We start from the raw sequence: 13,807 nt of genomic DNA, 5'->3' as shown, positions 1-13,807 counted from the left end.
AGGAAAACAACTTATTTTTGCATCAATTAACAATGTATTGTAATCAAAACAAATCAAGTATGAAACATCTTAACAAATTAGTTGTCGCTATCTTTATGTTTGCAGGACTAAGTTCTCAAGCTCAGGATAGTAACAACCCATGGGCAATCTCTTTTGGAGCAAATGCCGTTGACGGAGGTAGAGTTAGTGCTGCCGAAAGTGTTAAAAATCAGTTTTCTGAATATTTTAACGCAAATGATTTTTGGAACGTTGTTCCTTCAGTATCTTACATTACAGTATCAAGACACGTAGGAGATAATTTCTCTTTCGGAGTTACTGGATCTTTTAACAAGATTGACAAATTTGTAACAGAAAAATCGCCACTTAATAATGGAGATTATGTTGTTACAGATATTGATGAAATGTATTACGCTGTTGATGGTACTATCAACTACAGTGTAGGGACTTACTTCAAATTTATTGAGCCAGTTTTACACATTGGTGGAGGTTATACTTTCTTAGGTGATAACAGTGCCGGAACAGTGAACGGAGGTTTAGGGTTTAACTTTTGGTTCTCAGAAGTGGTTGGTCTTTCAGTAAGATCTACATACAAGCATTCTTTCGAGGATGACAGAACTGTTATGCCTGCTCATTTACAACACTTCGCTGGTCTTACTTTCAAATTTGGAGGCAAAGATACAGACGGTGACGGAATCTATGATAAAGACGATGCTTGCCCGGAAGTTGCTGGTTTAAAACAGTTTAACGGATGTCCAGATAGAGATAGTGACGGAATCATTGATGGTGATGATGCATGCCCTGATGAATTTGGTTTAGCTGAATTCCAAGGATGTCCTGATACTGATGGAGACGGAGTGCCTAACAAAGATGATGAGTGTCCAGAAGTTGCCGGTTTAAAAACATTAAAAGGTTGTCCTGACACAGACGGAGACGGAATCGCTGATAAAGATGATTCTTGTGTAAACGAAAAAGGACCAAGAGAAAACAAAGGATGTCCATGGCCAGATAGAGATGGTGACGGAGTTCTTGACAAAGATGACAAATGTCCAGATGTAAAAGGAACTGTTGCAAATAATGGTTGTCCTGAGGTTTCCGCTGAAGTTGTAAAACAATTAAATGATTTCGCTAAATCAATCTTGTTTGACACTGGTAAATCTACAATCAAATCGAGTTCATTTGAAACCTTAGCTTCAATCAAAAATGTAATGAATGAGTACTCTCATGCAAGATTCAGAATTGAAGGTCACACAGATAGCACTGGTAAATTAGCTACAAATGAGAGACTTTCTAAAGAAAGAGCTGCTGCAGTTAAAGATTACCTAATAGCGAATGGTGTTGCCGCTTCTAGATTAGAGTCTGAAGGTTTCGGTCCATCTAAACCGGTTGCTGATAACAAAACAGCTGCAGGTAGAGCACAAAACAGAAGAACAGAAGTTGTTGTTATTAAATAATTTCTTTTTTAAATAATTGAAGAAACGCTCCGATTTATCGGGGCGTTTTTTTATTTTTATAACATGAAGTCAATTTCTTTTTTATCGTTACTTGCAAAGCATATCGTTGCTAATTATTCAGCTAGAATTGAGGAATTAGTTGTTGTTATGCCCAATAAAAGAGCAAAAGTTTTCTTATTGGAAGAACTTAAAAATGAAATTCAACAAAACAGTTTTGCTCCCAAAATTATCAGTATCGAAGACTTTATTCAAGACATTGCAGGAATACGTTCGGTAGATTCCGTTGAATTGTTATTCGAATTCTATAATGTTTACATCAGTTTAACCGAAAAAGAACAGCAACCCTTTGAACAGTTTTCCAATTGGGGAAAAACATTATTACAAGATTTTAATGAAATTGATCGCTATCTATTAGAACCTACTCACGTTTTTTCGTATTTAAAAGATATTGAAGCCATCAAAAGATGGAATCTTGAACCACAAGACAAGACCAAATTAATTGAAAATTATCTTTTGTTTTGGGAAAATATGCCGTTGTATTATGATGCTTTTTATAAGCATTTGCTTTCTAAAGGAATTGGTTATCAAGGGTTGATTTATAGAGAGGCAGTTGAAAATTTAAACTTTTTCTCAAACTCCATCAATAATAAAATTGTTTTTGCCGGATTCAACGCATTGAATCAAGCCGAAGTAAAAATATTCCAACATTTACTTTCTGTTGAAAAAGCAGATGTTTTGTGGGATGTGGAAGAAACTTTTCTCAATGATCCCTACCACGATGCCGGTTTGTTTGCCAGAAAAATCAAGAAGTCTTGGCCGCATTACAAATCAAATCCATACGAATGGTTGTTCAATGAATTTAAGGATCATAAGAATATCCAAATCATGGGAACGCCCAAAACGATTGGTCAGGCGAAATTGGTTGGAGAAATCATTGAAACTATTTCATCCGAACAAAAGCTTGAAAATATAGCAATTGTTTTAGGAGAAGAAAACATGCTGATTCCGCTTTTGCATTCCTTACCGGAATCGGTTTCGCATCTTAACATCACCATGGGTTATTCCGGGAAAAACAATCCTGCACAATTGTTGGTTTCCAAACTGTTCAAAATGCATCAAAATGCATTTAACCGAAGCCAAACCAGTTATGTTTTCTATTATAAAGATGTGTTGGAAGTACTTCAAAATCCGCTTGTAGAACCTTTCGCAAAAGCAAAATCAGTCGTAAAGAAAATTAATGAAAATAATTATACATTCATCACTCATTCAAAATTACTCGAGTTTTGCGAAACAGAAAATGAATTTTTTGCACTTTTATTTCAAAGATGGGAAGCTAATCCAGTTCTTGTTTTAGAAAGAATTTCATCGATTCTACTGCAAATTAGGCACTATTTGTTAAGTGAAGCAACCAGTGATAAGTTAACCAACAGCTTTGTATACGCGATTTTTAAGGTGATTAATAAGCTTTCAACTTACTGTGAACAACACAACCATATTACTTCCATTGAAGGGCTGTTTTCCCTTTACAAACAAATTATCGATTTAGCTGAAGTTTCTTTTGAAGGTGAACCACTTCAAGGATTGCAAATCATGGGTGTTTTAGAAAGCCGCGTGCTCGATTTTGAAACAGTCATTATTACTTCTATGAATGAAGGCGTTTTTCCAGCCGGAAAGTCGCAAAATTCCTTTATTCCGTTGGATGTAAAACGAGAATTAGGTTTACCGACATTCAAAGAAAAAGATGCTATTTACACCTATCATTTCTATCACTTGTTGCAAAGAGCAAAAAACGTTTATCTACTTTACAATACCGAGTCAGAAGGAATCGATGCCGGCGAAAAAAGCCGTTTTATCACGCAATTAGAAGTGGAAAAGCAACCTAATCATACGTTGTCACATCAAATATATAATGCCTATTTACCGGAAAAAGCCAGACAACTCATTCAAGTGGAAAAGTCTGATTTGGTCATGGAACGATTGAAAGAAATGGCAGAAAATGGATTTTCACCATCAACTTTAACAACATATATCCGCAACCCCATTCAGTTTTATTTTCAACGAATTTTACGAATCTCCGAAGTGGATGAGGTGGAAGAAAATATTGCCGTCAATACACTCGGAACCATCATTCACGGTGCTTTGGAAGAATTATATAAACCTTATTTGAATACTTTTTTAAGTGTTTCTACCATTGAAAACATGTTGCAATTAGCCAATGAAGAAGTTTTAAAACAGTTCAAATACGTTTACAAAGAGGGCGAAATTACCAAAGGTAAAAACCTACTCGCTTTTGAAGTAGCTAAGCGAAATGTCTTTAATTTTCTTCAACTCGAAAAGCGTTTGCTCGAACAAGGTGATGCAGTTAAAGTACTGTTTTTAGAGCAAAATTTCGAACAAATGTTGACTGATGAGCGTTTACCTTTTCCTATCAAAATAAAAGGAAATGTGGACAGAATTGAACAGAGAAACGGAAAAATCCGCATCATCGACTACAAAACAGGAAAAGTTGAGCAAAACGGATTGGCCATTCAACATTGGCAAGGCTTAACCGAAGACATTAAATACGATAAAATCATTCAATTGTTGTGTTATGCTTTCATGGTTCAAACGGAATTCCCAAATACAGAATTGGAAGTCGGCATTATTTCATTCAAAAATTTAAAGGCCGGATTTATGCCTTTTCAAATTAAAGAAGGTAGAGAATTGGTAAGCGATTTAGTGGATGATTCTGTTTTGAATGATTTTAAAACCGAATTAATTGTGTTACTAAATGAAATTTTAAATGTTGATTTACCTTTTGAAGAAAAAATAGTATAACCATATAAGTCATATAAGTTTACGCAAAAAAGGCTTATATGACTTATATGGTAAAAAATAATTATATTTTTTTCAGAAAGTTAACCAAAACCGTTTTTAATCCTGCCTCATTTTCAATGTGACTCATGTGTCCATCCGGAAAGGAAACCAATTCCACTTTCGTGTTTTCAATTTGTTCCAAACTGTCTTCGTAGTTTAAAACACCATCTTTTTTACCTAAAATTAATAAAATAGGATAAGGTGAAAAATGCAACAAAACCTCTCTGTCGTTGCGAATTTTCATGCCTTCCAATGCCGCAACAATGCCTTGAAGTGGCGTTTTTAAAGCTTCATTACGAACTTCTTCAATTTTTTCAGCCAAACGTTCACGATTATCTTCGCTAAATAAATTGGCAATACTCATCCGAACAAAAGCGGTATAATTTTGTTTAACCGCTGAAATTGCTCGATCCCGATTTATTTTGCGTTCCTCACTATCGGCTCGCGAAGTCGAATTGAGTAAAATCAAACCTTTTACATTATCCGGATACAATTCTGCGAAAGCCATCGCAACATATCCGCCCATTGAATGCCCAATAAAAATTGCCTTCCTAATTTTGAGTTCATGCAACACATGATGCACCATATCCGCCTGATCTTCCATCGTGTGAATATAACCTAAACATTCAGTTCCTCCGTGACCTAATAAATCAATTGTAATGACACGGTTTTTCTTTGAAAATTCATCCACATAAGCATTCCACATCGAAAGGTTTTCTAAAAAGCCGTGTAACAACACAATAGCCGTTCCTTTTCCAATGTCAGTGTAATTGATTTTGGTGTTTTTGTAGAGGATGGATTTGGTTTCAGGTTTCAAGTTTAATGTTAAAAAGTTACGCATACAAAGTAAATTATTACCAAACTAAAATCCTATTTTTGAGAAAAGGAATTTTGAGATGAATAGAATTATCGCAATTGATTTTGTCTCATTTCGACGAAGGAGAAATCACATCAAGCTATTTATATTGTAAGATTCCTCCTTTGTTGGAATGACAAGTTTGCGGACAAAAAACTACCCATTTAATTATTCTTTTAATAATTAAATCAAGTTAAGCAATGCAAAAATATATTTTTAACTAACTCAAAATTATATCGCTAATCTATTTCATACCAAAAAAATTTAGTAGTTTTGTTTCTAATAATTTACAACTATGAATTTAACAGCACAAAAATCTGAATTAATTAAATGGATTAATTCTATTGAAGATGTTACTATTCTTAAGAAAATTGAAGTTATTAAATCAGAAACTTCTTTTGATTTTGAAAAAGAATGGACTAGAAGTATTTCAGGAGATGAATTAAGAGAAAGAACTAAAAAGCATCTAAAATCATTGCCTTGGAAAAAGTAAGTATTCAATATTTACCTGAAATTGAAAACTTTATTAATGATTTGAACGATTTACTTTTCGAAAAAGAGTATTTCTCATTTTATGAATATGCTTCAACTTACGTTGATAATCTAACTTTTTTTATCGAAAGAGAATTACATAATTTTCCTCACAAAAAAACGCCTAAAAAATTAAAAAATTTTGGTTCTTTCTACGCTTTTTATAAACCAAACAACCGAACAACGTGGTATATATTCTTCGAAAAAAGTAATAATCGTTACTTAATTACCCATCTTACCAACAACCACGTAAAAGAACTAAATGATTTATAAAATGCTACGCTCCTAGATGCGATTATTCTTAAAACAGCATTGAGTTTTTATTTATTACTAATTTACAGTGGTTAAAAAAACTAATTTTAATAAAAATCAAATGGAGTCTACGATATTTAAAAGAAATACTAATTATTCAAGAAAAATTTTAATAATTTTTTTGTTAAGTTTTATCCTGTATCAGTTGTTCAATTTTTTAAAATACCCTAGTGAACACACTTATTTTCTGCTTCGTACAAAAGAAATTGTCGTTTTGTTTTCTTTGTTTGGTATTGTATTTTGTTTTTTGGGTGTTTTCGTTGTTTTTAAGAGTGTAATAGGGAGTAAAGCATATTTGAAAATTGATGCTAATGGTATATTTAATGGTTTTTTTTTGTACAAAAAAAAGTTTATAGGATGGGAAGAAATAAATGAAATAAGTACCATCAAGTATAATTATAATAACTACATAGCAATTTTTTTAAAAAAAAGCAGGTTTAAGGAGAAGGGGTTGAGTTATATTTTTTATAAAATAAATGAATATACTATGGGAACTCCCTATGTCATTTATTCAGGAGATTTAGAGTGTAATTTTCAAGAATTAGAAATGGCAATAAAAGAAGCTTTTTTAATATATAAAAAAAGAAATAAAGTTAGTAGGTAATTAACTTTTTAAAATTAGATCTAAACTAAAAATCCATTTTGAAGTAAATAAATAATTCATAAAATTTCTATAATTTGTGTTCAAAAAAACGACCCACATTCCTGCAAGTTGTCTATTTTCTATGCTCTATTTTCTATATTCTTTTAACTATTCATTAAAGATTCAATCTCCTCCACCTCAATCGGAATATTCCGCATCAAATTAAACGGTTCGCCACTTTTTTGAATTACTACATCATCTTCCAAACGAATACCAAAACCTTCTTTTGGGATATAAATACCGGGCTCCACCGTAAAAACCATATTGGCTTGCATTGGTTCGTGCAACAATCCGTAATCGTGCGTGTCTAATCCCAAATGATGCGAGGTGCCGTGCATAAAATATTTTTTATAAGCCGGCCACTCCGGATTTTCATTTTGCACATCGGCTTTGTCTAACAGACCTAAATTTAGTAATTCTGAAGTCATTATTTTACCAACTTCAATATGATATTCTTTCCACAACGTTCCCGGAACTAAAAGTTTAGTAGCTTCGTTTTTCACATTCAAAACGGCATTGTAAACTACTTTTTGTCGGTCATTAAATTTTCCTGAAACCGGAATCGTTCGCGTCATATCACTTGAATAATTGGCATATTCTGCACCCACATCCAACAAAATCAAATCGCCTGCTTTGCATTGTTGGTTGTTTTCAATATAATGTAAAACGTTCGCATTATTTCCCGAAGCAATAATTGGCGTATAGGCAAATCCTTTTGAACGATTTCGGATGAATTCGTGAGCAAATTCAGCTTCAATTTCATATTCCATGACATTCGGTTTCACAAAAGATAAAACTCTGCGAAAACCTTTTTCAGTCAAATCACAAGCTTTTTGCAACAAATCAATTTCTTCACTTTCTTTCACCGAACGTAAACGCTGCAAAATCGGGTTACTTTTTTCCACTTTGTGAGCCGGATAATTTTCTTTCCACCATTTGATAAAGCGAGCCTCACGCGTTTCCGTTTCAATGGAGGCACGATAATGTTCATTTGTGTTGATGTACATTGTATCGGCATACGCCATCACTTCTTTCAAAATCTTATGAAAATCACTCAACCAATACACCGTTTTGATGCCCGAAACTTCAAAAGCACGGTCTTTAGTGAGTTTTTCACCTTCCCAAATGGCTATGTGTTCATTGGTTTCTCGTAGAAATAAAATTTCTTTCAAATGAGCATAAGGTGCGTCCGGAAACAAAAGCAAAATACTTTCTTCTTGATCAACGCCTGATAGATATAAAATGTCACGATGTTGTGCAAACGGCAACGTCGTATCGGCACTCACCGGATAAATATCATTAGAATTAAAAACCGCCACACTGTTTGGCTTCATCTGAGCAACAAATTTTGCTCGGTTTTTGATGTATAAATCACGATCAATCGGATGGTATTTCATAATGGGAAAATGTAAATTGTGTAAAAATCAAAATTAGTAAGAATACAATGATTTGCTGTTAATTCAACGATAAAATTTTGTCAACAGCGTAGTTATGCCTAATTTTCCGTACTAAATTTATTCAAATGAAGAAAGAACGCGTCGGTTTGGTTTGGCTTTTCTTTTTTGTTTCCTTTTCTTGGGCACAAAATAACTCAGTTTCAAATGAAAATTCTCTCGTAAAAAACATTGCTTTTCAAAGTGTTGGACCAACCATCATGAGCGGTAGGGTGGTAGATATAGATGTAAATCCCGACAATCCAATCGAATTTTATGTGGCGTATGCGTCGGGCGGACTCTGGTATTCCAACAACAACGGAATGAGTTTTAACCCAGTCATGGATTCATCACCAACGCAAAACATTGGAGAAATTGCGGTAGATTGGAAAACCGGAACCATTTGGGTGGGAACCGGTGAACACAATGCATCCCGTTCTTCGTATGCCGGAATCGGAATTTTAAAATCTTCTGATAAAGGAAAAACATGGAAAAATATGGGTTTAACCGACAGTCATCACATCGGAAAAATAGAAATTAATCCGAATAATCCAAATGAAATAATTGTTGCTGTCACCGGACATTTGTATTCTAAAAACAACGAAAGAGGCATTTATAAATCAACCGATGGCGGAAATTCGTGGAAACAAACGCTTTATATTGATGATGAAACCGGAATTATTGATATTTCAATTTCGCCAAAAAATTTTAATATTCAATATGCTGCAGCTTGGAAAAAAGATCGAAAAGCTTGGAATTTTTTAGGAAACGGCTCTACTTCCGGCATTTATAAAAGTGAAGATGGTGGAAATTCGTGGAAATTGATTTCAACGGCAGAAAGTGGTTTTCCTACCGGAGAGGGTGTGGGCAGAATTGGTTTGGCTGCATTTGATAACCAAATTGTCTATGCGGTGTTAGACAATCAATTCAATCGTCCCAAAACCGAAGTTAAGAAAAGCATTTTGCCAACTATGTTTAGTGTACCGGGCGATGTTTTTATGCAAATTTCTGATAAAGAAATCAACACGGTTTTAAAAAAGCACGGACTTACAGAGAAATATCGTGCACAAAACCTTAAAAACATGGTTAGTAAAGGTGAGATGCTTCCGGAAGAGGTGAAAAATGTTATTTCTGATGCCAACAAAGCCTTGTTTGAAACGGAAGTGATCGGTGCAGAAGTCTATAAATCAATCGACGGCGGAAAAACATGGAAAAAAACACATACCGATTTTATTGATGATTTCTTTTATACTTACGGTTATTATTTCGGACGAATAGCAGTAGATCCATCTAATGTTGATAAACTTTATGTTTGTGGTGTACCATTGATTAAGTCAGACGATGGTGGAAAAACCTTTGTTTCCATCAATCGGGAAAATGTTCATTTAGATCATCATATCGTATGGATAAATCCGAAAAAGCCAGGGCATTTAATTAACGGAAATGACGGAGGATTGAATATTTCGTATGATGATGGAGCCAATTGGGTAAAATGCAATTCACACGGAGTGAGCCAGTTTTATTCGGTAAATGTAGATTATCAAAAACCGTATAACATTTATGGTGGGATGCAAGATAACGGCGTTTGGGTTGGACCAAGCAATTACAAATACGATGTCGAATGGCACCAAGAAGGAAAATATGCCTATGAAAGTTTAATGGGAGGCGATGGGATGCAAACACAAATCGACAGAAGAAATCCCGACATCGTTTTTACCGGCTTTCAGTTTGGGAATTATTATCGCATCGATAGAAGTAAAAAAGAAACCAAATACATTTCGCCTAAAGCAAAAAAAGACGAAAAACCGTTGCGATTCAATTGGCAAACACCGATTTTGTTGTCTTCTCATAACCAAGATATTTTGTATATGGGTTCGCAGTATTTGCACCGTTCTTTCGATCAAGGCGAAACGTGGACACCCATTTCTTCCGATTTAACACAAGGAGGAAAAGAGGGAAATGTGGCCTATGGAACGCTCACCACCATTAGCGAAAGCAAACAACAATTCGGTGTAATTTATGTGGGAAGTGATGACGGTTTGGTTCATGTGACTAAAGACGGCGGTGTGAATTGGCAGAACATTTCAACGAGTTTTCCAAAAGATTTATGGGTTTCCAGAGTGGTGGCTTCTATACATAAAAACGAACGTGTTTATGTCACTTTGAATGGTTATCGTTGGGATGATTTTAAACCGCATGTCTATTTTTCCGATGATTACGGACAAACATGGACTTCCATTGCTCCGAAATTCGAAACGCTTTCTGTAAATGTTTTAGTGGAAGATAATGTAAATCCGAATATTTTGTATTTAGGTTCAGATAATGGTGTTTATATTTCATTCGATCAAGGAAAAAATTGGCAAACTTTCAATAACGGAATGCCTCCGGTTGCCGTTCACGACATGGTTATTCAAACGGATGCTAAAGATTTAGTGGTTGGAACACACGGACGATCAATTTATAAAGTGAATTTAAAATCAATTCAGCAATTGAATGATGAAAATTTAACCGCTGATTTAAAAGTTTTTACAGTTGATAATGTCGTTCATTCCAACTTCTGGGGAAGCTCTTGGAGTAAATGGCTGCCTGCCAATGAGCCCAAAATTGACGTAGATTATTTCGTAAAAAACCAAGGTGAAGTAACTATTCAAGTGATTCATGAAAACGGAATTGTTGTATTTGAGGAAAAACTAACCGCTTCAGTCGGAATAAATCAATGGAACTACGACGTTGAAATTTCAAAAACCGGAGCTGAAAAGTGGAAGAAAAAAGATAAAAAAGTTACTTTAACCGAATCTAAAAACGGAAAAACATACCTAATCCCAGGAAAATATCAAATCAAAATCACTCAAGGAAAAATTTCACAATCCACACCTTTTGAAATCATAAAAAATGAAAGAAATTAAAATAAATAAACTTTTAAGCACGCTCGCTCCCCTCTCCCTTGGAGAGGGGTTGGGGGTGAGGTTTTTAATCCTATTAATATCAACATCCTCCTTCTCCCAAAACAAATCCCCCTACCAAGTTTTCGATAAAAAAGGTAAAAAATCTTCTTATGAAAAGATTTTAAAAGCTGCGGAAAAATCAGAATTGGTATTGTTTGGTGAACACCATGATAATTCTGTTGTGCATTGGCTACAATTGGAATTCACAAAAGATTTAGCCGAAAAAAAATCATTGATTTTAGGTGCAGAAATGATTGAAGCCGATAATCAAAAGCAGTTAAATCAATACCTGAATGACGAAATCGATCAAAAAAAGTTTGATACGACAGCCCGTTTGTGGAACAACTACAAAACGGATTATAAACCGTTAGTTGATTTTGCAAAAGCGAAAAAATTCCCTTTTATCGCTACAAATGTGCCACGACGGTATGCCAGTATTGTTTTTAAAAAGGATTTTGCAGGTTTAGATGACTTAACCGACGAAGAAAAAAGCTGGATAGCCCCATTACCAATTCCATTCGATATTAATTTACCCAGTTATCAAAAAATGTTGGAAATGATGGGCGGTCATGCCGGAGAAAAAATGCCAAAAGCTCAAGCTATTAAAGATGCAACGATGGCTCATTTTATTTTTCAAAACTTAAAAAGCGGCACTGTTTTTGTGCATTATAACGGAACGTATCACAGTGATTTTTTTGAAGGAATTAGTTGGTATGTAAATCAATACCGTAAAGACACCAAAATTATTACGATTGCTACAGTTGAACAAAAAGAGTTAACTAAATTAGAACAAGAACATTACAATAAAGCCGACTTTATTCTCGTTATAGACGAAGATGTGACCAAAACCTACTAATATGACCAAATTGATTAAATTATCATCTGTAATTTTACTCCTAGCAATTAGTTACGGATTTTTTTCGTGTAGTTCCGAAGACGGAGCTACCGAGCCGGCTAATTTAATCATCAAAATTAAGTTTGATCCCAATCAAATTCGATTAAACAACTTGGGTCAACCTTCGGTTATTCCGGATGGAAATGCAACTCAAACACCTGATATGAAGAACATTAGTGCACATTATTTAGAATTGGCACCGTCGGCAACCACTTTATTAGGTCAAGGAAAAGTACTTTATCATGCTCCTGAAACCGACTTAGGCGGAACGATGGCAATTGATTTTAGTCAGGCAAAAATAGTAGGTCAAAATGAGGTTTTTTTAACTATTCCCATCACGCCACAAATGGCAGGTTCATTTGAATGGGTGCGACTTTCATTATCTTACCAAAGTGGAAAAATTCAGGTACTGAGTCAGGGTACAACGTACGGCGGTACTTTAGATAGCTTCTTAGGATATAACACTTATATCGGCACTCACAGCATAGGAAATAATGTTTTTCCAGTTAATGGAAATAAATTACAAGGTTATTGGGCTTTCGCGTTGGATTCTCATCCATATATGACTTCAGGTCAAGCTCCTGCAGGAGCTACAACAGTGCCTAATCCTTTGTTTCAAACTTCACCTGTTCCACAAGGTTCTTGTGTGGTAACGGGAAAATTTGAAAATAATTTAACCTTAGTCGGTAATGAAACTTCTGATGTAGTGGTTACCTTGTCGCTTTCCATAAACAACAGTTTTGAATGGACAGAAGTAAATAATGACGGTAAATATGAGCCTTCTGTAGGTGAAAGTGTTGTTGATATGGGAATACGAGGAATGATTCCGAGTTTTATTCGGTAAATAGTGTTTAATGTTTTTGGGAATATTAACCTTCCAAAGAGTACCTTTTTAAACACATGTTAATCCTTCTTTAAAATCGTTTTAAATAAAGACGAAAAGGTTGTAGTTAATACTAAATAGCTGTAAATTTGTGTGAAATTTTTAAAAATTTATTTACACAACGTTATGGCAAAATCTGCACTTCTAAAGTCATCCATCGGGAAAAAGTATTGGATGGCTCTTACGGGTTTATTTTTATGCTTGTTTTTAGTAGGTCATTTGGCGGGTAATTTACAATTACTAATGCCAAATAGTCAATTGCAATTTAATCAGTATGCATTGTTTATGACTACTAATCCGGCCGTAAAAATTCTTTCTTATCTTACTTACATTTCAATTTTATTCCATGCTGTTGATGGAATTCTTCTAGCGATTCAAAACAAAAAAGCACGACCGGTTGGTTATGCAAAATCAAATCCTTCTGCCAATAGTAGTTTTGCTTCGAGAAATATGGCGGTTTTGGGGACATTGGTATTAGTGTTTATTGCCACACACATGATTAATTTCTGGGCAAAAATGCATTTTGATAAGAATATGCCTTTAATGACTCAAACAATTGAGCCTGCACCCGGAATGAAGAGTGAATATTACGTGGGAAGAGCTGTTGGTCAGTATTATCAAGTTGATCAGGTAAAATTGCATGGAGAAAAAGAACCTGAAGCCGGACTACCACCAAAACAATTGGAAATAAAAAATGGCACGGATTTATACAATGTCCAAGCCAATGTAAAAGTGGGAGAACTTTACAAGGATTTACATAAAATTACTTTCGACTTCTTTAAAGATAAGAAATACGGTTTGTATTTTACACTTTTTTATGTGTTTTCAATGGCAGTCTTAGCTTTCCACTTATGGCATGGTTTCCAAAGTGCATTTCAATCCTTAGGATTAAATAGTCCAAAATGGACACCAATCATCAAATTCGCAGGGAAAGCTTTTGCGGTAATTGTACCCTTATTATTTGCCATTATCCCGCTGTTTATTCATTTTAGTAAATAATCA

General features: G+C 34.6%; 11 protein-coding genes. 9 read left to right on the top strand and 2 right to left on the bottom strand.

Annotated elements, in window-relative coordinates:
- Positions 1–59: 59 nt before the first annotated feature.
- Together ACIQ0M_RS06525 and ACIQ0M_RS06520 are read left to right on the top strand one after the other, a co-directional pair.
- Positions 60–1,451 (top strand): OmpA family protein, encoded by a 1,392-nt coding sequence (locus ACIQ0M_RS06525; RefSeq protein ID WP_396150938.1) that lies wholly within the window; start codon positions 60–62, stop codon positions 1,449–1,451.
- Positions 1,452–1,514: 63 nt separating this feature from the next.
- Positions 1,515–4,268, top strand: a complete 2,754-nt coding sequence (locus tag ACIQ0M_RS06520; RefSeq protein WP_396150934.1) for a PD-(D/E)XK nuclease family protein — start codon at positions 1,515–1,517, stop codon at positions 4,266–4,268.
- Positions 4,269–4,329: 61 nt separating this feature from the next.
- Here ACIQ0M_RS06520 and ACIQ0M_RS06515 read toward each other — a convergent pair whose 3' ends face one another.
- Entirely contained in the window at positions 4,330–5,148 is an 819-nt protein-coding gene (locus tag ACIQ0M_RS06515; protein ID WP_396150932.1) for an alpha/beta fold hydrolase, read from the bottom strand.
- A gap of 310 nt (positions 5,149–5,458) precedes the next feature.
- Between ACIQ0M_RS06515 and ACIQ0M_RS06510 the strand changes: the two genes are divergently transcribed.
- The 3 genes from ACIQ0M_RS06510 to ACIQ0M_RS06500 all read left to right on the top strand — a co-directional run bounded on the left by ACIQ0M_RS06510 (position 5,459) and on the right by ACIQ0M_RS06500 (position 6,610).
- Positions 5,459–5,656 carry a hypothetical protein gene (locus ACIQ0M_RS06510; protein ID WP_396150930.1) on the top strand — a complete coding sequence of 66 codons (198 nt, stop codon included), beginning with the start codon at positions 5,459–5,461 and terminating at the stop codon, positions 5,654–5,656.
- Positions 5,644–5,967 (top strand): hypothetical protein, encoded by a 324-nt coding sequence (locus ACIQ0M_RS06505; protein ID WP_396150929.1) that lies wholly within the window; start codon positions 5,644–5,646, stop codon positions 5,965–5,967. Before ACIQ0M_RS06510 ends, ACIQ0M_RS06505 begins: the two co-directional genes overlap by 13 nt.
- Positions 5,968–6,067: 100 nt before the next feature.
- Entirely contained in the window at positions 6,068–6,610 is a 543-nt protein-coding gene (locus tag ACIQ0M_RS06500; RefSeq protein ID WP_396150927.1) for an STM3941 family protein, read from the top strand.
- A 143-nt stretch (positions 6,611–6,753) separates the two neighbouring features.
- Here the strand turns inward: ACIQ0M_RS06500 and ACIQ0M_RS06495 are convergent, their stop codons facing one another.
- Positions 6,754–8,046 (bottom strand): aminopeptidase P family protein, encoded by a 1,293-nt coding sequence (locus tag ACIQ0M_RS06495; RefSeq protein ID WP_396150925.1) that lies wholly within the window; start codon positions 8,044–8,046, stop codon positions 6,754–6,756.
- 125 nt (positions 8,047–8,171) lie between these two features.
- Between ACIQ0M_RS06495 and ACIQ0M_RS06490 the strand changes: the two genes are divergently transcribed.
- The 4 genes from ACIQ0M_RS06490 to ACIQ0M_RS06475 all read left to right on the top strand — a co-directional run bounded on the left by ACIQ0M_RS06490 (position 8,172) and on the right by ACIQ0M_RS06475 (position 13,804).
- On the top strand, positions 8,172–10,988 hold the full coding sequence (locus ACIQ0M_RS06490; RefSeq protein ID WP_396150923.1) for a WD40/YVTN/BNR-like repeat-containing protein: 2,817 nt from the start codon (positions 8,172–8,174) through the stop codon (positions 10,986–10,988).
- Entirely contained in the window at positions 10,975–11,883 is a 909-nt protein-coding gene (locus tag ACIQ0M_RS06485) for a ChaN family lipoprotein (RefSeq protein ID WP_396150921.1), read from the top strand. The genes ACIQ0M_RS06490 and ACIQ0M_RS06485 overlap by 14 nt, the downstream gene beginning before the upstream one ends.
- Position 11,884: 1 nt before the next feature.
- Positions 11,885–12,766, top strand: coding sequence for a hypothetical protein (locus ACIQ0M_RS06480; protein ID WP_396150919.1), 882 nt, complete (start codon positions 11,885–11,887; stop codon positions 12,764–12,766).
- A gap of 165 nt (positions 12,767–12,931) precedes the next feature.
- Positions 12,932–13,804: a succinate dehydrogenase cytochrome b subunit gene (locus ACIQ0M_RS06475; protein WP_396150917.1), complete on the top strand. Its 873-nt coding sequence runs from the start codon at positions 12,932–12,934 to the stop codon at positions 13,802–13,804.
- The last annotated feature ends 3 nt before the right edge of the window (positions 13,805–13,807 follow it).

Source organism: Flavobacterium sp. (assembly GCF_044339515.1).
In the GTDB taxonomy this organism is placed as follows: domain Bacteria; phylum Bacteroidota; class Bacteroidia; order Flavobacteriales; family Flavobacteriaceae; genus Flavobacterium.
The sequence above is the reverse complement of the archived record's forward strand: the minus strand, read 5'-3'. Positions and strand labels throughout refer to the sequence as shown.

Bases quoted from the DNA above. Each gene is read 5' to 3' on its own strand.
- ACIQ0M_RS06525 (WP_396150938.1), top strand. From the start codon at position 60: ATGAAACATCTTAACAAATTAGTTGTCGCTATCTTTATGTTTGCAGGA.
- ACIQ0M_RS06520 (WP_396150934.1), top strand. From the start codon at position 1,515: ATGAAGTCAATTTCTTTTTTATCGTTACTTGCAAAGCATATCGTTGCT.
- ACIQ0M_RS06515 (WP_396150932.1), bottom strand. From the start codon at position 5,148: ATGCGTAACTTTTTAACATTAAACTTGAAACCTGAAACCAAATCCATC.
- ACIQ0M_RS06510 (WP_396150930.1), top strand. From the start codon at position 5,459: ATGAATTTAACAGCACAAAAATCTGAATTAATTAAATGGATTAATTCT.
- ACIQ0M_RS06500 (WP_396150927.1), top strand. From the start codon at position 6,068: ATGGAGTCTACGATATTTAAAAGAAATACTAATTATTCAAGAAAAATT.
- ACIQ0M_RS06495 (WP_396150925.1), bottom strand. From the start codon at position 8,046: ATGAAATACCATCCGATTGATCGTGATTTATACATCAAAAACCGAGCA.
- ACIQ0M_RS06490 (WP_396150923.1), top strand. From the start codon at position 8,172: ATGAAGAAAGAACGCGTCGGTTTGGTTTGGCTTTTCTTTTTTGTTTCC.
- ACIQ0M_RS06485 (WP_396150921.1), top strand. From the start codon at position 10,975: ATGAAAGAAATTAAAATAAATAAACTTTTAAGCACGCTCGCTCCCCTC.
- ACIQ0M_RS06480 (WP_396150919.1), top strand. From the start codon at position 11,885: ATGACCAAATTGATTAAATTATCATCTGTAATTTTACTCCTAGCAATT.
- ACIQ0M_RS06475 (WP_396150917.1), top strand. From the start codon at position 12,932: ATGGCAAAATCTGCACTTCTAAAGTCATCCATCGGGAAAAAGTATTGG.